Consider the following 20143-nt stretch of genomic DNA (forward strand, 5'->3'; position numbering starts at 1 on the left):
GCTCAGGCGCTGCGGTCGTTCGTCGTTGCTTCGCCGGTCGGCGGGTGCTTCGGCTGGGTCATGCCGGGCATCCGGCGTACTGGCTCCGTCGTCTGGCTCCTGGCTTCCTTGGCGCGGGCCCGGGGGACCAGTTTGATGACTGCTTCGGCTGCGGCGCGGTCGAGGTCGTCGAGGACGGCCTGGTAGACGTCGCGGGTGATGCGGGTGTCGGAGTGGCCGAGCATCGTCTCGTACTCAAGCGCCTGCAGAGCCATTACCGCTTGTACGACAAAAATAATGACGAGCTGAAGAAGCTTGCTCAGCAGGTAGCCACTCTGACCACAGAGAAGCAGCAGCTTGCGGCTGAGCGTGGGAAGCCTGCATTTCATCTTGGTAAGCGCCCAGAGACACCTGAGGAGATCGAGGCCGAGGTTCGCCTTCGGGAGCTGGAGCGCCGCTGGGAAGTGGAGCTCGCAGATCGGAAACACCGGGCAGATCTTGCCTACGAGCAGTCCGGTCTTGTTCGACGCGCCGAGGGTGTTCGCGGTTGGGCCTTGGTCGCCGTGGTTTTCGCGATCATCGCCTCCCCTTGGGTCGCCGTGATCACTGGAGTTGCGGCGAAGGATTTCAGCCTCTACGTCACCCCCGTCACAGGGATTGCCGGGGCAATCATCGGTTACTGGTTTGGTCAAGGGCGGCAGGACCCGATTCAGCCGCCGACGATCGCAAACTCTCCGGCCTCCACACCTTCAGCGCAGCAGTAGCAGGGAGGGGAGCCGCTCTGCGGCTACCGATCCGGGCGTCCTCAAGCAGTCGCTCGGTGGCGTTGAGCGCGACGCCTGACCGGGCCCGAGTCTCAGTTGCAGTCTCAGTTACCGCTCGATCCGTGGACGTCCGCAGCGGTGTCGCTCCGTCCGCCGTGCTTGGTGAGCTGCGGAAAGGAGGGTTTGGTGGACAACCCCGGACTACCCCGGAATGAGATCGGACAGCTCGTAATGCGTAGGTCTCGGGTTCGAATCCCGAAGGCGGCTCCATGGTGAACCCCAGGTCGGGTCTCTGACCTGGGGTTTTTTCCTTTGATTGACCTTGGTATTCGGGCAGATCGGATACTTGCGGTCTGCGCATCGCAATGCGTCGGTCGCGGGTTCGCTCCCTTTTGTCAACGAGCCGTGACAAGGCTTCGACCTGCGGTTTTTGTGCGTTGAGCCCTTCGGTTGGCCATGCAGGCAAACGCTCCGGTGGACAGTCGGTGGACAAGCGTGCGTGGCGGTGCGTCAGAATTGCCTCGCCGCCCCTGGGGGAGGCGAGGGTTTCGGGTGCCTTGGGAAGCGTGGTCGGCGGCGTAGGGCTTGTGCTGTTCCGACAGGCTGGGGGCAACCCTGGTTGCCGAGGGGCGATGTCACTGGTGAGGTTCCCTCCGCAGCGTCGCGCACGGACGGGAACCCCGTCCGTGGGAGGGTCGGCAGGTAGGTCGGAGTGCGGCCGTGCCCAGCTGGCGGACCACCAGCTGCGCCAGCACACGGCCGCGCTGGCCTGGCTCGGCACCACCGCAGCTGAGCGGCAGGTGGCCGAGTCCGCCCTGTGCGCGCTGTGGGCGGAGCCCCGGCCTCGCGAGGACCTGCGCGATGCTGTCCATCCGGTGCTTGCTGCGGGCTTCACCCACGGCGACGGCACCACGATGGAGGAGAAGGACACCGAGCGGCTGCTGTGAAGGTTCTGACACACCGGCCGCGAACTCGGTTACCTCGACGAGCGGGAACGGTCCACCGACGCCCCGATCTCCCTGTCCGCCACCGGCCGCCCGGCTGCCCTCGCCGCCTTCCGCCTCCTGGCCGAGGGCCCACGCGACCACATCTGAGCGCGCCTAGCGGGCCGGCAGGCCGGCGTCGGTGAAGCGCCGCATCAGCGAGGACTTGCCGCGGTGCTGCTCGCGCAGGTCGTGCAGGCGCCGGGCGAACTCCTCGGGGGTGCCCGACCGGTCGTGGGCCTCGCGGAGATCCTTCAGGAGGGTGACGGCGGCGTCGTAGGGGCCGGGCTGCTTCTGCCCGATCAGGTGGGCGATGTCCTGCCAGGCTTGCCCGGTGTTCTCGGTCAGGCGGTCCAGGTGGCTCTCGCGAGCCCGCTGTTCGGCTCGGCGGGTCTGGGCGTGGGCCTGCTCCTGCTGTCGGGTGTGCTCGCTGCGCACTTCGTAGGCGGCGTCGAGGAGCTCTGCGGCTGAGCGGCGCCGGGTGGCGGTGGACGGTTCGGCTGCGCCGTGGGACGCGGCGCGGTGGCGGGCCAACAGCGCGGGACCCGGTTGCTGGGCGGCGCCCAGGGCCGCGTTCAGTAGCAGGTCGTCCTTTTCACGTTGCGGCAGGGCGCGGATCCAGGAGGCGAGCGCGTCCTTGTCGATTGCCTGGGAAGGGGCGGCACCGCTGGCGCGGGCAGCCGCGGCGAGCAGGTGCGGGTCGATGCGCAGGAAGTCCGCCAAGGCCTGCTGAGGGCCGGTGAGTCGGGCAAGGCCTGCGGGTACGGGTGGCTCGACGGCAGAGGTGTACTCGTTCTCGTCGACGTCCTCCTCCAGCTCCCAGCGGGTGAGCGCGGAAAGCCACGCCAGATAGAGGGGACGCAGGTCGCCCCCGGCGAGCTCGGTACGCAGGGTGGTGAAGGAGGCGAGCGTGAAGGAGGTCTCGAAGTCCCACTCGCCGCCGTCCTCGGCCTCGTAGGCGAAGTCGAGCAGCAGGTGCCCCTTCCTGGTCCAGCAGGTCAAGGCGCCTTCCGCGCAGTACGGTTCGGCGCTGCCGGCGGGAAGCAGCGTGGTGGGCAGACGCAGCATCAGGTGCCGCGAGCCCCAGTTGGCGAAGTACAAGTGGGCGTCGTAGAGCTGCTCCATCAGTTTGCGCTCGTCGCCGCGGAAGTTGCCGTAGTGGTACTCGTTGACGAAGTGCGTCGCGCTGATCCGGGCCCGGCTCGACAGGGTCCGTACCCGCTCGAGTTCGTCCTTGGTCAACGGCCGGTCGATGGATTGGAACTCGTAGTACTGGTACTCGCTCACGGCCGTGCAGACTACCGTCACGCGCTGCGGTCCATATCACGGGACCGGGGTCTGATCCCTCGTTCGGGCCGTGTACACGGTCATGGTCCCGGAGGTGACGTCACGTTCGTAGGATCGGGCGGAGGACGACAGGCCCGCAGGGGCCGGAGGGCAGGCGAGTGGTGGTGACAGCGAGGGAACGGCTGGCTGGGCTGCTTGGTGGGGCGAAGACGGCGGGGGCTTTCAGCGCCCGGCTGGAGGCGCCTGCGGCCGGCCTGGGCCTTGAGGCGGCCGGGGTCGGGTCGGTGAGCCTTCCGCTGCGGGCGCCCCAGGTGAAGCGGCTGATCTCGGTGGCGCGGCCGGCGTTGTTCGGGCGGGGCGAGGAGACGCTGAGCGACACCGGGGTGCGTGACACCTGGCAGATCTCGCCGGATCAGTTCAGCCTTGCCGGTCCTTCCTGGCCGTCGCTGCTGAGCGGTGCGCTGGAGCACTTCCGGGACGCTCTCGGTCTCCCGGCGGCGACCCGGCTGCGGGCCGAGCCGCACGCGATGCTGGTGTACGGCAAGGGCCAGTTCTTCCTTCCGCATCAGGATTCGGAGAAGGACGACGCCATGGTGGGCACGCTGGTGCTCTCCCTGCCGTCGGCGCACACGGGGGGAGAACTGGTCGTCGAGCACGCCGGGCACAAGTGCGCGTACCGGGCCTCGAAGACGGATCTGACCCTCGTCGCCTTCTATGCCGACTGCCGGCACGAGGTCACCCCGGTCCGGTCCGGGTACCGGGTGACGCTTACCTTCAACCTGCTCGCCGAGCAAGGGACGTCGGAGCAGGCGTCCGGGCCGTCGGCAGAGCTGGCACACAGTCTGGGCCGGCACTTCGGCTCGCCCGCCAAGTCGCGTTACGGCAGCCGCGAGCTGGATCCGCCGACTCGGCTCGTATACCTGCTCGATCACGAGTACACCCAGCGGGGCCTGAGCTGGGAGCGGCTCAAGGGCGCGGATGCGGGACCTGCCGCTCTGCTGCGCGCCGCCGCCGGGCAGGCCGGGTGTGAAGCGGTGCTCGCGCTGGCCGAGGTGAAGGAGACCTGGGATGCCTATCCCGAAGGGGAAGATCCCTGGGACGACTACGGGTACGACGAGGATGATGAGGAGGAGGAGAGCGGCGACGCGGACGTGGACTACGTCCTCCAGGAGCTGATCGACGACGAGATCACCCTCGGCTGGTGGACCGACCCGGACGGCGCCGGCGGTGAGCAGATCTCGTTGCAGGTGCACGACTACGAGGTGTGTGCGAGTACCGCGAGCACTGATCTGACGCCCTACGACTCCCGGTACGAGGGCTACATGGGGAACTACGGCAACACGCTGGACCGGTGGTACCGGCGGGCCGCGGTCGTCGTGTGGCCGCGTGAGCGGGCCTTCGCGGCCCGTGGCGAGGCCGGATCGCGGTGGGCCCTGGAGGAACTGCGCGCTGGCATCACGCGGGGCAACCTGGACCGGGCGCGCGACGACGCCCAGTCCCTCGCACCATTCTGGAAGTACACCAGCCCGCAACCCGAGCTGCTGGAATGCGCGTTGCGGGTGGCCGTGGGCCTGGACGCGGCCGAGACCGCGGCCATGCTGCTGGAGCCGTTCCATGTGGACGCGCTGGCCCCGGAGCACGCGGGCCCACTCGCCGCGGCGGCCGAGCGGTACGGAACAGGGTGGATGCGGCAGGTCGTCGACGGCTGGTTCGCATCGGAGCGCCGCCACCCACCGCAGCAGTACCAGTGGACCGAGCGACTGCCCCAGCTGTGTGTGGCGCTGCGCGCCCACGGGGAGGCGACGGTGGTGCGGCTGCTGCCGGCAGGGGTCTGGGCAGCGGTCGACCGTGGTCTGCGGCTGTGGACCACGACCGGTCCGGCCGAGATCCGCCGTGCACAGCTGGAGCAGCTGGCCCTGCCGCTGCGACACCTCTTGGCGGCGGCCGACGAAGAACTGCGGGATGCCATCCTGGCTGCCCTGCGCGAACGCGGGAACACGGTGCTCGAGTGCCTGATGCCGATGCTGCGCCGCGCCGCGGTGACGAGCACGTCCGCCGAGTGGGGCATGGCGGGGCTCGAAGCGATTGCGCGGGACTGCGCGGACCGCCTCCGCACGGTGTGCGAGGGGCCGCTGCGCGCCACCGACGACTGGTCGGTGGCCTGGGCCGGGTGTGGCTGCGGACTGTGCGATGTCCTTGGCGAGTTCCTCGGCTCCCGGTCGCGGAAGGTGCTCGAATGGCCGCTGGCGAAGGAGGGCCGACGCCACGTGCACTCCAGGATCGACTCGGCCGAGCTGCCGGTGCGCCACCAGACCAGGCGACAGGGGCGCCCGTACACGCTGGTACTGACGAAGACCCAGGAGCTGTTCACCCGTGAGCAGACAGTCCGGCGCCAGGCCGCGACGGACCTGGCATGGCTGAGGTCGCTGCGGAACGGATGACTGCGGCTTCCGGCTCGGCGGCCGCGCGGTACGCCCTGGCCGGAACCGGTTTATCGGCCGAGGCGACCCGCCAGATCGTCGCCATCGGCGGCCGCACCCGCGTCCTCATCGTGACCACCTTCGACCTGGACGAGTAAGTAGGCCTACGAGGGCCTGCGCGCCGGTGCCAGCGGCTTCCTGCTCAAGGGCGCACGCCCCGAGAAACTCGTGGCCAGCATCCGGGCAGTCGCCACCGGCGAGGCCGTCGTCGCCCCGAGCCTGACCCGCCGCCTGCTGGACGCCTACCCCCACCAGGTCCTCGCCCCGTCCGGTACCCCCGCGCCCGAAGGCCCAAGCTGCAGACACTCAGCGACCGCATTCAGGCGGTGATCACGGCCTACGACGCCGGGCTGGTCAGAGCCAGACCATGACCGGGGACCGGGCCGGGCGGGGCACAGCCTCAGGACGCCCCGCCCGGGGCAGGAGGACATGGCATCCCTGGCGGTGAACCGGACGCGTTTGGCACCGAGGAGGGGGCGTCACTGTGAGTACCGCGCTGCCGCAATGGATGTACCCGCCCCGCGAGAGCGGCTGGGAGGCGGAAGACCTCGACCTGCTCAACGGTCGGCGCTGCCGGGCGGTACGACCCATTCGGTGGGTTGTCCGGTGAGGGAGGCGATCATGTCGAAGTCGCCGTCGTAGTGGACGACTGTCCGCCGGTGCAGTTCTGCCGTGGCGGCGATCAGTAGGTCGGGGAGGGACAGTGCGCGGTGGAAGCCTGCGTTGAGAGCGTGGCGCTGGACTTCCAGGGCGCGGGCGAAGGTGTGGTCGTCGGCGTGGAGGTAGTCGAAGGCGTGGAGCCAGGTGCTGATCCGTGTTGCTTCTGAGCTGTCCCGTGCGGAGTGGATCATCTCGTACTCGGTGGGCTGGCACACGGCGAGGAGGTAGCGCTCGTGCAGGGGTTTGAGCACCTCTTTGACGTTCGGTTTCGTCCAGCGGGCCAGGGCGGACTTGTCGATCAGGTAGCGGTCCTGCATCAGGCAGCCCGGCCTCCGTCGCGGTCGCCGGTGTGTTTGAGGGAGCCGTCGGCGTTGCGGGGGCCGGTGTTCTCTACGATCTCGCTGAAGTCGAGTTCACCGGCCTCGATGGCGTCGAAGCCCTCCTGTCGGAGGTGTCTCTTGACGGCGTCCTCCATGGCGAGGCGGACAGCTTTGGCCTTGGTCTTGGTGCCGAAGATGCGCATGGCCTCGGTGACCATGTCTTCGTCGAGGTCGATGACGGTTCTGGCCATGTGGACGGTCCCTTCGTAGATGCTTCTGTCAGTGAAACGATGCCATATATCCACAATGGAAGATATCGTTTTGATCAGGGATCTCGTGGTGGATGGAGAGACTGCGGCGTTCGTGGCGAAGTGCCGCGCGGTCGCTCCTTGTGGGAAATGGATAGTCATCCTCATGCCAGGCTCCACCCCTGCCGGGGGTCCCGTCAGAAGCGATGGGACGGCGAGAGGTGGTTGTCCAAGCAGCCCTGCCGGTGGACAGCCGGTGGACAGACGCCTTTGGGCGGTGCATCACGGGGTAGTACGGGTCAACCTGCTACGCATGGCCTGACCAGGAAAAACATCACTGGGCGGCACGGCGGGGCGCCCTGCAACATGATCGCTATTGGTCTCGTAATGCGTAGGTCTCGGGTTCGAATCCCGAAGGCGGCTCATTGAAGGCCCAGGTCAGATACCCTCTGACCTGGGCCTTTTGCTGTTCTGTGACCTTGTTTCTGTCGCTGCCTCAGCCCGGAAGCCCGGCCGGTCGCACTGCGCGAGCACCTGCGGCCCACGGCAGCCGTTAGGCGACGTTCATCACATGACGGGGCCCCGGTCGGATTCCGTCAGGCGGCGCGCCGTGCGAATGTCCGGGCGCGGCGGCGGCGCTGGGGGTCGAAGGCGTCGACGGAGCCCGCGCCCCCGTTGCCGGGGCCCTCCTGCCATCCGCGGATCGTGCGGGCCACGCCCTTCACCTTCGGGTGGCCCGGCTTGTACGCGATCTCGAAGTGGGACTCCTTCGGCGTGCCGAAGTCACCGCCCCACGCGATCACGCCGTCCAGCTCGGCGAGGATGTCCCGCACCACGACCAGCTCCTGCGGGTACAGGCCGCCCTTGACGCCGACCGGGTAGGCGTGCGGCCGGATCGCCAGGGCGCTGCCCGACAGGTAGTTGGACTCGTACTCCTCGGTGATCGTGCGGTCCGTGGAGTGGCCGCTGACGTCGCCGGCGCGCAGCTGGTCCACCTCGTAGTGGAACCGGCGGGCCACGTGCAGCAGGATCACCGCCGCGTCGCCGTCGGTGAGGCGCACGGACTGGCCGGAACCCTCGATCCGAAACAGCTTCGCCTCCTCCAGTACGGGCCAGCCGTTCGCCGACTTTCCGCCGGACCAGCGCCGGCCCGCGGGCGGGGCGCCCTCGGCCGCGTGCGCGACGCCGGGCAGGGCGGTCAGGGCCGTGGCGGCCCCGAGGGCGGCACCGGCCACCAGGACGCTACGCCGGTCAAACTCGTGTCTCACGCTTCTTCCTTCCGATGACCGCTGCCGCGACGGCCCCCGCAACACAACCGAGGAGCAGCACGGCGACAGCGACGAGAGTGGGGTTGACGAAGGCGGGAACCAGGTCGTGAGCGGCGTTGCACTTGTTGTGCAGCGGAAACCAGCGCGACGGCTCACGCCAGTGTTCAGTCCGGTAGGCGTCGTCGTAGCGGATGCCACGCTCCGCACAGGTCTCCTCGGCGTCGAGGCCACCGGAGAAGATCCCGATGAACCAGGTGACGAAGCCGACGGCGGTCAGAACGACCGCGGGGAAGATCCACCATCCGGGGCGCTCCCACCGGCGGGTGCGCAGACCGCGCGCGGTCTTCCAGACGCTCAGTGCGAGCACGGCCAGGATGAGCAGGGGCAGAGCGATGGCGGCCAGTGCCGAGAAGGCGTCCACTTACGACCGGGTCCCTTCGTTCAGTTGCGGGCCGCCGCGCGAACCTTGGCGGCCTTCAGGTACTTCTCGTGGTTCGCTTCGTAGGTCGCCTGGAGACGCTGCTCGGTTCCGGTCCGGGCCAACAGCACATCGACGAAGCCCTGCTCGAACGGCTCCAGTTCGTCGGAGCCGAGCATGGCAGGGAGGGTGAGGATGCCACCGCGGACCGTCACCAGACCGATCTGGGCGGCCACGACCTCCTTGTCATCGGCGGCGGTCAGAATATTGTGCGCGAGGAACTTGGCGTCCCCCGTGTTGCCGTTGAACCGTCCCGACCAGTAGTTGTTGAACCGCCGCAGACCGCCGCCGCCGTTGTACAGGTCCCGGACGGCCTGGGCGATCGTCTTGCCGTCGCGGACAGCCTTGGCCAGCAGCCAGGCGTCGGCGTCCTCGATGAGGTCGTTGTACCCGAAGCTGGAGGCGACCCCCACCTTGGCCATCTTCAGCTGGACGAAGTTACGGCCGTCGGGGTACTGGCCGGACGCGCGGCGCCAGTCGACGTAGAGGGTGAGCAGGTCGCCGCCCCAGCCCGCAATGTCGCCCTCGTTCACCGACTTCGGGTTGGACGGCATCCAGGAGACGAAGTGCCCGTTGGCGGAGGCCATGAGGTGCTCGGCGCCCAGCTCGTACGCGGTGTACGGGTCGGTGAAGTCGGTCATCGTCGAGAAGCCGTTGCTGTTGGCGTAGTCGACGAACTTGCCGTCGTAGCCGCCGATCAGGAAGTCCCAGTCGCCGCCGCCGTAACTCTTGTGCCGCATGTACTCCATCACCAGCTGGGACTTGTTGCGGTCGCTGCCGGTGTAGGTGAGCGCGAGGTCGTACAGCCGCTGGACGTAGTTGATCAAGTTGTCGGCCGGGCCGGACGGCTTGTTGACGCTGCTCTGGCCGGGGTCGGCGCCGGAGACGACATCACGGTCGAGGTCGAACGTGTCCGACCCGTTGGTGACCTTGAACTCCTTGATCTGGTTGAAGGACCAGTTCGCCGGAGTCGGGATGCCGAGGTTGCCGGAGAAGCCCCACGACATGCCCGAGACGAATGAGTAGCGGGCGCCGGTCTGCCGGCTGACGACCGTGCACACATTCCGCGACCCGTAGACGCCGTGCACATAGCGCTTGCCGTTGTAGGCGAGGGCGGCGGCCACACCGTGGAAGTACGGCACGATGGCGGCGTCGATCTCCTCGCGGGTGGCATCGTAGTCCACGGCGAAGTAGATGACGGTGCCGCGGTTGAAGCCGTAGTCCGCGGCCAGCTTGTGGGCGTTGAGCGCGTGCTGGTAGCCCCGGGTGTAGGTGAAGTCGGCCAGTTGGCGGGCATTGTCCTGGTAGATCGGGAACACCTTCAGCCCGTTGCTGAAGATGGTCTCGAGCTCTCCCGGCTTGATCTCCTTGTCCAGGGTGGAGCCCGGCGGGTCGTAGAGGTAGCGGCCCACGACGTTGTAGCCGTTGGAGCGCAGCCACTGGGCCCGGGACGCGGTGATCTCGAACCGGGTGTCAGAGCCGGAGGCGGGCCGGTCCGGGTCCCCCATCGAGACCAGGAGCTGCGCCCAGGTCCGGTAGTCGGCACGGCCGTTGTCGTCCAGCTTGCTGAACCGCTGGAATATCTGGACCCATTCACGGAGCTTGGCGTCGTAGTTGCTGCGCCATGTGGTGGGCGTGCCCGTGTCACTGGTTCCGGTCGGGACGGGGGAGTTGAACACGCAGGCGGCGGAGAACAGTTCGACCCAGAGGCCGGAGTCGCCCTCGCCGAGGTTCTTGGTCTTCAGGCCCTCCTGGGTGGCAGGGCCGAAGTTGCCGGTGGGGTCGGCGATGCCCAGTTCGTACTGGATGGCGATCATCAGGGCCTTCTGCACGTCACGGGAGTAGATCCCGTCGGCGGGGCCGATGCTGTAGGCGCCCTTCGTCCAGTAACGGCCGTTGAGCCAGCGCTGGATCGAGCGCACCTCGTCCGTGCCGCCGGAGACCTTGGCGTAGGCGTCCATGTTCAGGATGCACTTGAAAATCTTGGCAGTGGTGACACCGCCGGCCGTGCCTATTCCACCGTCGGGCAGGCCCATGTCGACACGGAGGGCCTTGACGGCCTCCGTGGTCACGGCACCGTACTCGCCGTAGCCGTTGGCCCCCCAGTAGCCCTTGCAGAACAGGCCGTGCTGGAGGATGCGGACAATGTTCGAGTTCTTGTTCCAGCCGAAGCCGATGTCGCCGAGGGCCGAGAGCTTGGACATGGTGGTCGGGCCGAAGCTGGCGACCACGGGGCTGATGCCCAGCTCGTGCTGGAGCCCCATGGTCAGAGCGATCATGGTGGGCCAGCCGGTACGGCCGTCCTCCGGGCACCGTGTGTATCCGGAGACGCCGCCGTAGGTGGTGTTGACCCACTTCTGCGCATCGAGGACTTTCTCGTCCAACGTCCGTCCTTTCTCGGGAACCGGCACGGCACCAGGGCACAGCGGCGTGGATGCGGGGGAAATGTGGTCCGCCGAGGACCCGATGCCACGTGCGGCCGACACTACGGTTCGGTAGTCTCCGTTCCCTCTTCGCCGCGTCCAGCCGGTCCGTTCAGGCGGTGGTGCCGTCCGCCCTGATCTTCGGCAGGCTGTCGCCGGTCGGTCCTCCCCTGGCCGGGAGCCGTCAGGCAGGCGTCCTTCCTATGCGCCTCGCCCGCCGCCTATGCACACCGCCGCCCGATCCGTGCCCCGCACGTGACCGACGGGTTCAACTGGTCCTGTTCCTGAGTCCGGTGACTGCACACGGAGTGACGGAGGCGGTTCGATGACCACACCCCTGGCCGACTATGCCAAGTTCGCGGGCAAACGCGTCGCGATCGTCGAGCACATGCAGAACCACCCCTTCGTCCTGGGGCTGCATCAGGCGCGTGAGCACGGACTGGAGGTGTGGCTGCTCACCGGTGACCGCTCCTGGTACACCCACGGCCACGACTGGGACTCCCACCCGCTCGCGGCGGCCGTCGACCGGGTGATCGACGTGGACACCACCGATGTGGAGGCGGTGTTGTCGGCGGTGACCGGCCCCGACAGCCGGCCCCTGGTGGACGGAGTGACGTCGTTCTCCGACTACCACACCGTCCTCGCCGCGCAGGCGGCCCAGCGGCTCGGGCTGCCCGGTCCCGACCCCGTCGCCGTGGAGACAGCGAACGTCAAGGACCGGCTGCGTGTCGCGCTCGGGGACGTGCCGTACAACATCCCGCACGCGCTGGTGAGCCGACGGGACCAGCTGGAGGAGGCCGCCCGCCGGCTGGGTTTCCCGATGATCGCCAAGCCGCCCGCGGAGGCCATCAGCTACGGGGTCCGGCGCGTCGACGACATGGACCAGCTGGTCGAGGCGTGGCAGGAGCTGTCGCAGGTGCGCCACAGCCTGCGCGGCCAGCCGCGGTCCGGGGACGTGCTGCTGGAGACGTACGTCGAGGGCGTCGAGGCCAGCGTCGAGACCATGACGGTGGACGGACACACCCATGTCTTCGGCGTCACGTCCAAGGACCTGTTCGGGGACCCCGCCTACATCGAGTGCGGGCACACCTTCCCCGTGCCGCTGTCCGACGAGGAGCGCGATGCGCTGTACTCCGTCGTCCGCCGGACCCTGGAGGCGATCGCCTACCGGCACGGTCCCTGCCACACCGAGGTGCGGCGCACCGAGACCGGGTGGCGCGTCATCGAGGCCAATCCGCGCACCCCGTCGAGCTGCATGACCATGCTGGTCACGGACGTCACCGGGCGCAGCCCGATCCTGGACGCCTGGCTGCTCGCCATCGGCGAGGTCCCGCCGATCGAGCCCGTCGTCCACAACGGCGGCGCGGCCGTGCGCATGATCTACCCCGAGCGGCGCGGCACCCTCAAGCGGATCGACGGCATCGAGGCCGCCTCCGCCGTTGCGGGCGTCCAGGTACTGCTGCACGTGGAGAAGGGCGACAAGCTGCTTCAGCGCATGGACAACTCCTCCTGCGTCGGCTTCACCTACTGCAACGGACCGGACCGGCTGGAGGCCCAGGCCCTCGCCGACAAGGCGGCCGGCTTTCTCGACTTCGTGGTCGAGGAGGACGAGGAGGACGAGGCCGGCCAGGACGTGCGGTCGTGAGCGGCAGCGCCGAGGTGGTGCCGGTGCCCAGCGCCGCCGCGCTGGAGGAGGCCGGCTGGTCGGATCTGGTCGGCCCCGAGGACTTCTTCCAGACGCCACGCTGGCTGGGGGTGCAGGAGCGGAACTCCGGCACCACCATGGACTTCCTGATGCGCCGCCGGGCGGGCGCGCCCGTCGCGGCCCTGGTGACCGCGTGGGCGGACGACTCGGTGCCCTGGCTGCTCGCCCGCCCCGACGCGATGCTCGCCCGGGGAGTGCGGGACGAGGTGCCCGAGGCGCTGGCCCGGCTCGCCGACGTCGCCCAGGGCGATGCGGCCTCGCTGCTGCCGTCCCTGGTGTGCGGCGGCCGCCACCTGGGCCGCACCCGCCCGCTGGCCGCGCCCGACGCGCTGCCGTCGGACGTGGAAGCCCTGGTGGCGGACGCCGAGCGGCTCGCCGCCGAGCGGGGCGCGGCCTCCGTGTGCTTCCCGCACGTCGACGAGCGCGACGCCGACCTCGTCGAACTGCTGCGCCGGCGCGGCTATGTGTCCCACCCGTCCGCGCACTACGCCTGGCTGCCCATTCCGCCCGGCGGCTGGGACCAGTTCCTCGCCGAGATGAGCAAGCACCGGCGCCGCCGGGTCCGTCTGGAGCGGCGCGCGCTGGCCGAGGCGAAGATTGACGTACGCATCGAGCCGCTCACCCCGGACCTGGTGCGCCGGCTCGGCGAGCTGGACTGCAACCTGCTGCGCAAGTACGGCAACCCGGCCAGCCCCGAGCACTCGGCCGGCCTGATCGGCTGGATCGGCGAGGTCATGGGCGACGACGTGATGGTCTCCGTCGCCCGCAAGGACGGCGTCCCCATCGGCTTCGGCATGGTGCTGCGCTCCAGATCCCGGGGCCGGGAGGAGTGGTTCGGCCACCGCGCCGGCTTCGACTACGACGCCCAGGGCAGTCTGCCGCTCTACTACGACGTCCTGTACTACCGCGTCCTGGAGGCGGCGGCCGAGCAGGGCGTCACCGTCCTGCACGCCGGGATCGGCAGCGTCGAGGCGAAACTCGCCCGCGGCTGCCTCGCCGCCCAGGAACACTCCTTCCTCCTGCGCCTCGAAAAGAGCCCACGATGACCGCCCCGACACGACGACCCGCCCCGGCAACCAGCGGCCCCGGCTGGGACGCCGCCGTGGGCGCGCTGGTGAACCCCTGCGACCGGCGCGGCGGAACCCTGCGGCTGGTCTCCTCGGCCGACGTGGACTCGCTCGACCCGGCGCGCACCTACTACGTGTGGGTGTGGCTGCTCCAGCGGCTGCTCAACCGCACGCTCATGGCCTATCCGACCGACCCCGGGCCGGGCGGCCTCGTCCCGGTCCCCGACCTGGCCGAGAGCCCCGGGCGGGTGAGCGATGGCGGCCGCACCTGGACCTACCGGCTGCGCCCGGGTCTGCGCCACTGCGACGGCACCCTGATCACCTCGGCCGACGTGCGCCACGCCGTGCAGCGGGTGTTCGCCCAGGACGTACTGCCCGGCGGCCCCACCTATCTCGTACCGCTACTGGACGACCCCGCCCGGCCCTACCCCGGCCCGTACCGGACCGAGGAACCGCTGAAGTCCGTGCGCACGCCCGACGAGCACACCATCGTCTTCCATCTGAACCGGCCGTTCTCCGACTTCGACCACCTGATGGCCCAGCCCTGTGCGGCGCCGGTGCCGCGGCAGGCCGACACCGGCGCCGACTACGGCAGCGCCCCGCTCTCCAGCGGCCCGTACCGCGTGGCCCGGCACCGGCCGGGCGCGTACCTCCACCTGGAGCGCAACCCCTACTGGGACGCTGCCACCGACCCGATCCGGCCCGCGCTGCCCGACCGGGTGGAGCTGACCATCGGCCTGGACATCGACGAACTCGACGCGCGGCTGATCGCCGGGGAGTTCGACGTCAACCTGGAGGGCCGGGGGCTTCAGCACGCGGCCCAGAACCGGGTCACGGTGGACGAGGTGCTGCGTTCGCACACCGACAACCCCCGCACCAGCTTCCTGCACTTCGTCGCGATCCAGCCGCACATCCCGCCGTTCGGCGACATCCACGCGCGCCGGGCCGTGCACTACGCCGCGGACCGGCTGCTGCTCCAGGAGGCGCGTGGTGGTCCCGTCACCGGCGGCGATCTGACCACGGCTCTGTTCCCGCCGCGGCTGTCGGCCCGTCAGGACCTGGACCCCTACCCGAGCGGCCCGGACCTGCGCGGCGACCTGGACGCGGCGCGGGCCGAGCTGAAGGCGGCGGGCCTCCCGGACGGCTTCGAGGCGGTGATCGGCACCCAGCGCGGCAAGTTCCGGCTGGTGGCCGACGCGCTCGTCGAGTCGGTGGCCCGGGTCGGCATCCGGCTGACCGTCAAGGAACTGGACGTGGCGACGTACTTCAGCCTGGGGGCAGGCCATCCGCAGACGGTCCGCGAGCACGGGCTGGGGCTGATAGTCACCGACTGGGGCGCCGACTTCCCCACTGAGTACGGCTTCCTCGCGCCGCTGGTGGACGGCCGCCAGATCAAGCGCAACGGCGGCAACTGGAACCTGCCCGAGCTCGACGACCCGGTGGTCAACGGCCTGATCGACGAGACCCTGAACACCACCGACCCCGCCGAGCGCGCACGCCGGTGGCGGGAGGTGGAACGCCGGGTGATGGAGCACGCCGTGCTGCTGCCCCTCGTGCACGACAAGACCCTGCACTTTCGCAACCCGTGGGTCACCAACGTCTATGTCCACCCGGCCTTCGGGCTCTACGACGTCCAGGCGATGGGCCTGGCCCCCGGCGCGGCCTCCGGCTCCGACTCGTAAGGAAACCTCGTATGACCGACAGCCCACGGGACTTGGAGTTCGTCCCGCTCATCGCGGACGACGACGAGACGGTCGGCCAGTGGCTCGACCTGCTGGCCGAGTCGTCCGGCGACGTTCCGCACGCGGCTCCCCACTGCGACGTCGACATGGTCGGCTCGCTGCGCCATGCCCCGCCCGCCACCACGCTGGACGACTGGGTGGTGCGGGCCGACGGCCGGGTGGTGGGCGCGCTGCGCCTGGTGCTGCCCGAGGGGGCGCGGGCCGCCCACGTCGACCAGCTGCTCGTCCATCCCCGGCTGCGCCGGCGGGGTATCGGGCGCGCGCTGCACGGCCACGCTCTCGAGCCGGCCCGCAAGCACGGGCGGTCCACGCTCGCCGCGACGCTCACCGAGGGACTGCCGGGCGGCCCGCCGCTGGGCGCGGCGCCGGCCGCGTTCGCCGCCGCGATGGGCGCGGTGCGCGCGGACGCCCCGGGGGGACTGCACCAGTGGCTCGACCTCGACCGGCACAACCCGCTGGCGGACGGCGTCCCCGCTCCGCCGTCCGGCTACTTGCTCGTCACCTGGGGCACCATCACGCCCGACGCGTACGCGGTGCAGGTGTCGGCGCTGGAGCTCTCCCTGGGCGACGCCCCTGCGGACGCCGCCCAGCAGGAGGTCCGCACCAGCTACGCCCGCCAGTTCGAGACGATGCGCGTCGGCCGGGGCCGGCGGGCGCACCATACCGGCGTGGTGCACGAGGCGACCGGTGAACTGGCCGGCTACACCAGCGTCTCGAAGACCACCGGCAACCCCGAGTACCTGCTCCAGGGCATGACCGTGGTCCACCGCGCGCACCGCGGCCACGGCCTGGGCCTGCTGCTGAAGCTGGCGAACCTGGACCACGCGCTGCGCCACGAGCCGGCGGTGCGGCTGGTGGAGACGGCGAACGACGAGACCAACCGGCCGATGATCGCGGTGAACGAGGCGATGGGCTTCAAGCCCTACGACCGGTTGGTGTCCTGGACGCGGGAGGTCGGCTCGGCGGGGGATTGAGCGGCGGGTCGCGTGAGGCCGTCGCGGACCGGTGGCCGGTTCGCGGGGGCCTTGCGGCGTGAGGTCGTCGAGCCGAGCAGGACGCCACCGACAACCGCCACGCTGCCCGCGGCCGCCCAGCCGGTGAGGCGCTCGTCGAGGAAGAGCCAGGCGACCGTGACGCCGACGACCGGCACCAGCATGGAGAACGGCGCCACCGTGGCCGCCTCGTACCGCTTCAGCAGGGTCGTCCAGATGCCGGAGCCGACCACGGAGCCGGCGAGCGCGGTGTACAGCAGCGCCACCAGGGCGGGCCAGCCGTCGTCGCCGAAGGAGGCACCGAGTGCGCGCCAGCCCGTGGCAGGGCCCTCCATGACGGCCGACAGGGCCAGCAGCGGCACCGGCGGCACGACCGCCATCCACAGGGCGAAGCGCAGCGGATGGTCGGGGCGGGCCTGGCGGCCGGCGATGTTGCCCAGAGCCCAGCCGAGGGCCGCCAGCACGGTCAGCAGCAGCGGCAGCAGGGCGGCGCTGCGGGCCCGCTCCACCGCGATCACGGTCATGCCGATCACGGCCAGGGCGATCCCGCCCAGCTGCCGCCGGGAGATCCGCTCCCCGAGCAGCGCGGCGCCCAGCAGCATGGTGAACGGCGCCGCCGCCTGCACCACGACCGAGGCCCGCCCCGACGGCATGCCCTGGTCGATGGCGAGGAACAGCAGCCCGAACTGAAGCGCCCCGAAACCCATGCCGTACAGCACGAGCCAGCGCAGCGGCGCCTTGGGCCGGGGCACGAACAGCACCACCGGCACGGCCAGAACCAGAAAACGCAGCGCGGAGAGGAAGAACGGCGGGTAGTGGTCGAGGCCGATCCGGACGGCGAGGAAGTTCAGCCCCCACAACAGGGCCACGAAAGCGGCGAGGAACCGGTCCTTGGCGCTCACCGGGCGAGCAGCCCGGACTCTATGACACGCGCGCCGAGCCCGCGCAGGAACTGGCCGTCCCCGATGGACTTCTGCTCGTCGGCCTGTTGCCCCAGCACCAGGACGTACGTGTCGCCGGCGTGGTCCTGCAGCAGCCAGCAGAACATCATCACGCCCGGGGCGGAACCGGCCTTGAAGTAGGCCCGCGGCCAGCGGTCACGGTCCACGACGATGCCCGGATAGGCGGTCATGATGTGCTCGACCGTGCCGGTGGCGTCCCGCTCGCTGTCGGCCACGAGTCCGCGCAGGACATGCAGCACGTCGGCGGCGTTCATGAACCAGTCGACACCGAACCGGTGGACCGTCTCACCGAGATCGGAAAGGCGCACGGTCAGCGGCCGGTCGATCCCGTCCAGCAGCGCCCGCCGCGCGGTTTCGTCACCAGCGGCCCAGCGTTTCCTCAACTCCGGGTTTCCCCAGCCGAGTTCGAAGATCTCGCGGCTGCAGGGGAATGGCCGCAGCAGCGCGGGGTCGTGGTGCCCGGAGTCGGCCACCGCCCCTTCCACGGCGGTCCGGCCCAGCCTGTCGAGGACCAGGTCGGCGGCCGTGTTGTCACTCAGCGCGATCATCTTGTACGCCGTCTCGCGCACCGGAACCCGGGTGCCGTCCGGGAGGTCCTGCATGTCACCGGTGGGCAGGCTGCGCTGCCCGGGCCGTACGGTCACCTCGTCGTCCCAGGCCAGCTCCCCGCGCTCGACGGCGTGGGCGAGGGCGCGCATGACGTACAGCTTGTTCGTCGAGCCGGCCGGCATCGGCCGTTCGGCGGCCGATGCGTGCAGGACGTCGTACCCCTCGGGGGTCAGCCGCGCGGCGAGGACGGAGTGCTCGACGCCGGGCGTGCGCAGCGCCTCCTCCAGCTCGTCCCAGGTGTGTATCCCGGGAGTCACGACCTCGGGCTGGAGGGTGAGCATGCGGATCAAGCCGTTGGAGTCGAGCGTCAGCGACAGAGTCCGGCGTCCCTCGGCCGGCCCGGACAGCACGACCCACGCCTTGTGGGCGACGGGCTGGTACGACGCCACCGTGAACGGTCCCTTCGCCCGCCACCGGGCCACCGCCGCGGCGAAGTCCCGCCCGGGCCCGGCGGTCAGGGCGGGCGCGAAACGGCCGACGGGATCCACGTCCTGGCCGGCCTGGGCCGCGGTCAGCAGTCCCACGGCCCACCGGGCCGCCTCGCCCCGCGGCGAGTCGTCGGCGGCCAGCGCCGCGAGCGCGGCGGACGGGACGGAACCGGCAGCTTCGATCATCATCGCTCCTTGTCGGCCGCTGTGCGGGAGAAAACCGTGGTGACGCACGCTGTCAGTCCTCGTCGACCGTGATGGCCCCGCACGGACAGAGCTCGGCGCACAGCCGGGCCGACGCGTGCGACGTGCGCGGGGGAGCGGCGTCGAGCAGGATCACGGTTCCCGTCTCGGGGTTCTGGTCGAAGATCTCCGGCGCCGTGGCCGCGCAGCGGCCCATGGCGCAGCAGGCGGCCGGGTCCACCGCGACGGTGAGCCGGTGCAGGGCACTCACCAGGTCACCGGGAGGGCGCCGAGGCCGTAACTGGACACCTCGTGACGGAAGTCCAGCTCCTCGAACGGTACGGCCAGCCGGGCGCCGGGCATCCAGCGCAGCACGGCGGCGAGGATCTCCTCCAGCTCGACCCGGGCGAGCCACTGGCCCAGGCACTGGTGCATGCCGTGGCCGAAGGCGAGGTGGCGGCGGGCATCGCGGTGCGGGTCCAGCCTGTCCGGGCCGGGGAAGACCCGCTCGTCGCGGTTGCCCGCCGAGAGCGACAGCACCACGCCCTCGCCGGCCCTGATGAGCAGGTCGTCGAGCTGTACGTCCTCGACAGCGGCCCGGGCCAGGCCGTTCTGCACGATGGAGTGGAAGCGCAGCAGTTCCTCGACCGCCTTGGGCAGCAGGTTCGCGTCCTCGGTCAGCGCATCGGCCAGGCCCGGGTCGGTGAGCAGGCTCAGCAGGCTGAGACTGGCTTGGCTGGTGGTCGTGCCGTGCCCGGCCACCAGCAGCAGCCGGCACATCGGGACCAGTTCCCCGACGCTCAGGTTGCCCGGCCGCACCTGGTCGAGCACCAGCCGGCTGATCAGGTCGGTGCCGGGATCCGCCAGCCGCTGCTCGACCAGCTCGCGCAGGTAGCCGTCCAACTCGTCGCGCGCCGCCGCTACCTGATCGGGGGTGTAACCCCGGTCGATGAGGACGGCGCTGCGGCTCTCGATGAACTCCCGGCGGTCCTCGCCCGCCCCGAAGAGCAGCGTGATGACCCGGGACGGCACCGGGGTGGTCAGGCCGGCGACGAGATCGACAGGTCGTTCCCCGGCTACCAGCTTGGCGAGGAGATCGTCCACGAGCTCCCGCACCGCCGGCCTGAGGGCCTCGGCCCGGCGGGCCAGGAAGTCACGGGTGAGCATCGAGCGCAACCGCGAGTGGTCCGGCTCGTCCATGCGGATGAAGGACGCCGACTCGGGTTTGGCACGTACCAGTTGAGAGGTGCGGGTCAGCATGGGGAAGCCGGGCGCGCTGGTGACCGCGGTGAAGCGGCGGTCGCCCAGCACGGCCCGGATCCCGGCGTGCGAGGTCACCAGCCACACCTGGGCACCGTCCCACAGCGTCACCCTGCTCGCGGCCCTGCCGGTCCGCAACTCGGCGAGCTGCGGTGGAGGATCCACGGGTGAGACACGGGGCGCCGGGTACTTCGGTGCCGTCGGCTGCTCCTGAGGCGTTGCCTCGTTCATCATCCACCGCCCATCGCCGCACACGGATCGCGCCATTCGTGCAGCCAATCTGCCGCAGGCGCCCGGGGCGCGCC

At 70.2% G+C, this 20143-nt stretch carries 18 protein-coding genes and 1 pseudogene; 8 read left to right on the top strand and 11 right to left on the bottom strand.

The window, feature by feature from the left end; all coding sequences use genetic code 11:
- Nucleotides 1–2: 2 nt before the first annotated feature.
- Complete coding sequence (locus ABTZ94_RS01210) at nt 3–254, bottom strand: hypothetical protein (RefSeq protein ID WP_502967155.1); 252 nt, start codon at nt 252–254, stop codon at nt 3–5.
- A 6-nt stretch (nt 255–260) separates the two neighbouring features.
- Here ABTZ94_RS01210 and ABTZ94_RS01215 point away from each other — a divergent pair, with 6 nt between their 5' ends.
- A complete protein-coding gene (locus ABTZ94_RS01215) occupies nt 261–743 on the top strand; it encodes a hypothetical protein (RefSeq protein ID WP_351196254.1) in 483 nt (160 codons plus the stop codon).
- Nucleotides 744–1429: 686 nt separating this feature from the next.
- A complete protein-coding gene (locus ABTZ94_RS01220; protein ID WP_351196256.1) occupies nt 1430–1690 on the top strand; it encodes a hypothetical protein in 261 nt (86 codons plus the stop codon).
- Nucleotides 1691–1843: 153 nt separating this feature from the next.
- Here the strand turns inward: ABTZ94_RS01220 and ABTZ94_RS01225 are convergent, their stop codons facing one another.
- On the bottom strand, nt 1844–3013 hold the full coding sequence (locus ABTZ94_RS01225) for a hypothetical protein (protein WP_351196258.1): 1170 nt from the start codon (nt 3011–3013) through the stop codon (nt 1844–1846).
- Nucleotides 3014–3177: 164 nt separating this feature from the next.
- Between ABTZ94_RS01225 and ABTZ94_RS01230 the strand changes: the two genes are divergently transcribed.
- Nucleotides 3178–5454 carry a 2OG-Fe(II) oxygenase gene (locus tag ABTZ94_RS01230; protein ID WP_351196260.1) on the top strand — a complete coding sequence of 759 codons (2277 nt, stop codon included), beginning with the start codon at nt 3178–3180 and terminating at the stop codon, nt 5452–5454.
- A 59-nt stretch (nt 5455–5513) separates the two neighbouring features.
- Nucleotides 5514–5864: pseudogene (locus ABTZ94_RS01235) on the top strand (response regulator); the annotation flags it as partial.
- A 186-nt stretch (nt 5865–6050) separates the two neighbouring features.
- On the opposite strand, the gene ABTZ94_RS01240 reads toward ABTZ94_RS01235, so the two are convergent.
- From ABTZ94_RS01240 to ABTZ94_RS01260, 5 genes are all read right to left on the bottom strand, one after another.
- Complete coding sequence (locus ABTZ94_RS01240) at nt 6051–6470, bottom strand: PIN domain nuclease (protein WP_351196262.1); 420 nt, start codon at nt 6468–6470, stop codon at nt 6051–6053.
- Nucleotides 6470–6724 (bottom strand): type II toxin-antitoxin system VapB family antitoxin, encoded by a 255-nt coding sequence (locus ABTZ94_RS01245; RefSeq protein ID WP_224299842.1) that lies wholly within the window; start codon nt 6722–6724, stop codon nt 6470–6472. Before ABTZ94_RS01245 ends, ABTZ94_RS01240 begins: the two co-directional genes overlap by 1 nt.
- A 593-nt stretch (nt 6725–7317) precedes the next feature.
- Nucleotides 7318–7989 carry a hypothetical protein gene (locus tag ABTZ94_RS01250; RefSeq protein WP_351196264.1) on the bottom strand — a complete coding sequence of 224 codons (672 nt, stop codon included), beginning with the start codon at nt 7987–7989 and terminating at the stop codon, nt 7318–7320.
- Nucleotides 7973–8410: a hypothetical protein gene (locus tag ABTZ94_RS01255; protein ID WP_351196266.1), complete on the bottom strand. Its 438-nt coding sequence runs from the start codon at nt 8408–8410 to the stop codon at nt 7973–7975. Before ABTZ94_RS01255 ends, ABTZ94_RS01250 begins: the two co-directional genes overlap by 17 nt.
- A 20-nt stretch (nt 8411–8430) precedes the next feature.
- A complete protein-coding gene (locus ABTZ94_RS01260; protein ID WP_351196268.1) occupies nt 8431–10851 on the bottom strand; it encodes a glycoside hydrolase domain-containing protein in 2421 nt (806 codons plus the stop codon).
- Nucleotides 10852–11215: 364 nt separating this feature from the next.
- On the opposite strand from ABTZ94_RS01260, the gene ABTZ94_RS01265 reads away from it, so the two are divergent.
- The 4 genes from ABTZ94_RS01265 to ABTZ94_RS01280 are packed head-to-tail and all read left to right on the top strand — an operon-like array spanning nt 11216 to nt 16378.
- The gene (locus ABTZ94_RS01265; protein ID WP_351196270.1) at nt 11216–12535 is read left to right on the top strand and encodes an ATP-grasp domain-containing protein; all 1320 of its coding nucleotides are present in this window, start codon (nt 11216–11218) and stop codon (nt 12533–12535) included.
- Complete coding sequence (locus ABTZ94_RS01270) at nt 12532–13641, top strand: GNAT family N-acetyltransferase (protein WP_351196271.1); 1110 nt, start codon at nt 12532–12534, stop codon at nt 13639–13641. The genes ABTZ94_RS01265 and ABTZ94_RS01270 overlap by 4 nt, the downstream gene beginning before the upstream one ends.
- Nucleotides 13638–15344 (top strand): ABC transporter substrate-binding protein, encoded by a 1707-nt coding sequence (locus ABTZ94_RS01275; RefSeq protein ID WP_351196272.1) that lies wholly within the window; start codon nt 13638–13640, stop codon nt 15342–15344. The genes ABTZ94_RS01270 and ABTZ94_RS01275 overlap by 4 nt, the downstream gene beginning before the upstream one ends.
- An 11-nt stretch (nt 15345–15355) precedes the next feature.
- A complete protein-coding gene (locus ABTZ94_RS01280; protein WP_351196274.1) occupies nt 15356–16378 on the top strand; it encodes a GNAT family N-acetyltransferase in 1023 nt (340 codons plus the stop codon).
- Here the strand turns inward: ABTZ94_RS01280 and ABTZ94_RS01285 are convergent.
- From ABTZ94_RS01285 to ABTZ94_RS01300, 4 genes are read right to left on the bottom strand one after another with little or no spacing between them, the layout of a single operon-like run.
- Nucleotides 16327–17298 carry an EamA family transporter gene (locus ABTZ94_RS01285; protein ID WP_351196276.1) on the bottom strand — a complete coding sequence of 324 codons (972 nt, stop codon included), beginning with the start codon at nt 17296–17298 and terminating at the stop codon, nt 16327–16329. The two genes, ABTZ94_RS01280 and ABTZ94_RS01285, sit on opposite strands and share 52 nt — an antisense overlap.
- Nucleotides 17295–18581 (bottom strand): serine hydrolase, encoded by a 1287-nt coding sequence (locus ABTZ94_RS01290; RefSeq protein WP_351196278.1) that lies wholly within the window; start codon nt 18579–18581, stop codon nt 17295–17297. The genes ABTZ94_RS01285 and ABTZ94_RS01290 overlap by 4 nt, the downstream gene beginning before the upstream one ends.
- Before the next feature lie 52 nt (nt 18582–18633).
- A complete protein-coding gene (locus ABTZ94_RS01295) occupies nt 18634–18849 on the bottom strand; it encodes a ferredoxin (RefSeq protein WP_502967156.1) in 216 nt (71 codons plus the stop codon).
- Nucleotides 18846–20072 (bottom strand): cytochrome P450, encoded by a 1227-nt coding sequence (locus tag ABTZ94_RS01300; RefSeq protein ID WP_351196279.1) that lies wholly within the window; start codon nt 20070–20072, stop codon nt 18846–18848. Before ABTZ94_RS01300 ends, ABTZ94_RS01295 begins: the two co-directional genes overlap by 4 nt.
- Nucleotides 20073–20143 lie beyond the last annotated feature (71 nt).

Source organism: Streptomyces sp. NPDC002785 (assembly GCF_040295565.1).
Taxonomy (GTDB): Bacteria; Actinomycetota; Actinomycetes; order Streptomycetales; family Streptomycetaceae; genus Streptomyces.

Coding starts and splice junctions, on each gene's coding strand:
- ABTZ94_RS01210 (WP_502967155.1), bottom strand. CDS start 254: ATGGCTCTGCAGGCGCTTGAGTACGAGACGATGCTCGGCCACTCCGAC.
- ABTZ94_RS01240 (WP_351196262.1), bottom strand. CDS start 6,470: ATGCAGGACCGCTACCTGATCGACAAGTCCGCCCTGGCCCGCTGGACG.
- ABTZ94_RS01245 (WP_224299842.1), bottom strand. CDS start 6,724: ATGGCCAGAACCGTCATCGACCTCGACGAAGACATGGTCACCGAGGCC.
- ABTZ94_RS01265 (WP_351196270.1), top strand. CDS start 11,216: ATGACCACACCCCTGGCCGACTATGCCAAGTTCGCGGGCAAACGCGTC.
- ABTZ94_RS01275 (WP_351196272.1), top strand. CDS start 13,638: ATGACCGCCCCGACACGACGACCCGCCCCGGCAACCAGCGGCCCCGGC.
- ABTZ94_RS01280 (WP_351196274.1), top strand. CDS start 15,356: ATGACCGACAGCCCACGGGACTTGGAGTTCGTCCCGCTCATCGCGGAC.
- ABTZ94_RS01290 (WP_351196278.1), bottom strand. CDS start 18,581: ATGATCGAAGCTGCCGGTTCCGTCCCGTCCGCCGCGCTCGCGGCGCTG.
- ABTZ94_RS01300 (WP_351196279.1), bottom strand. CDS start 20,072: ATGATGAACGAGGCAACGCCTCAGGAGCAGCCGACGGCACCGAAGTAC.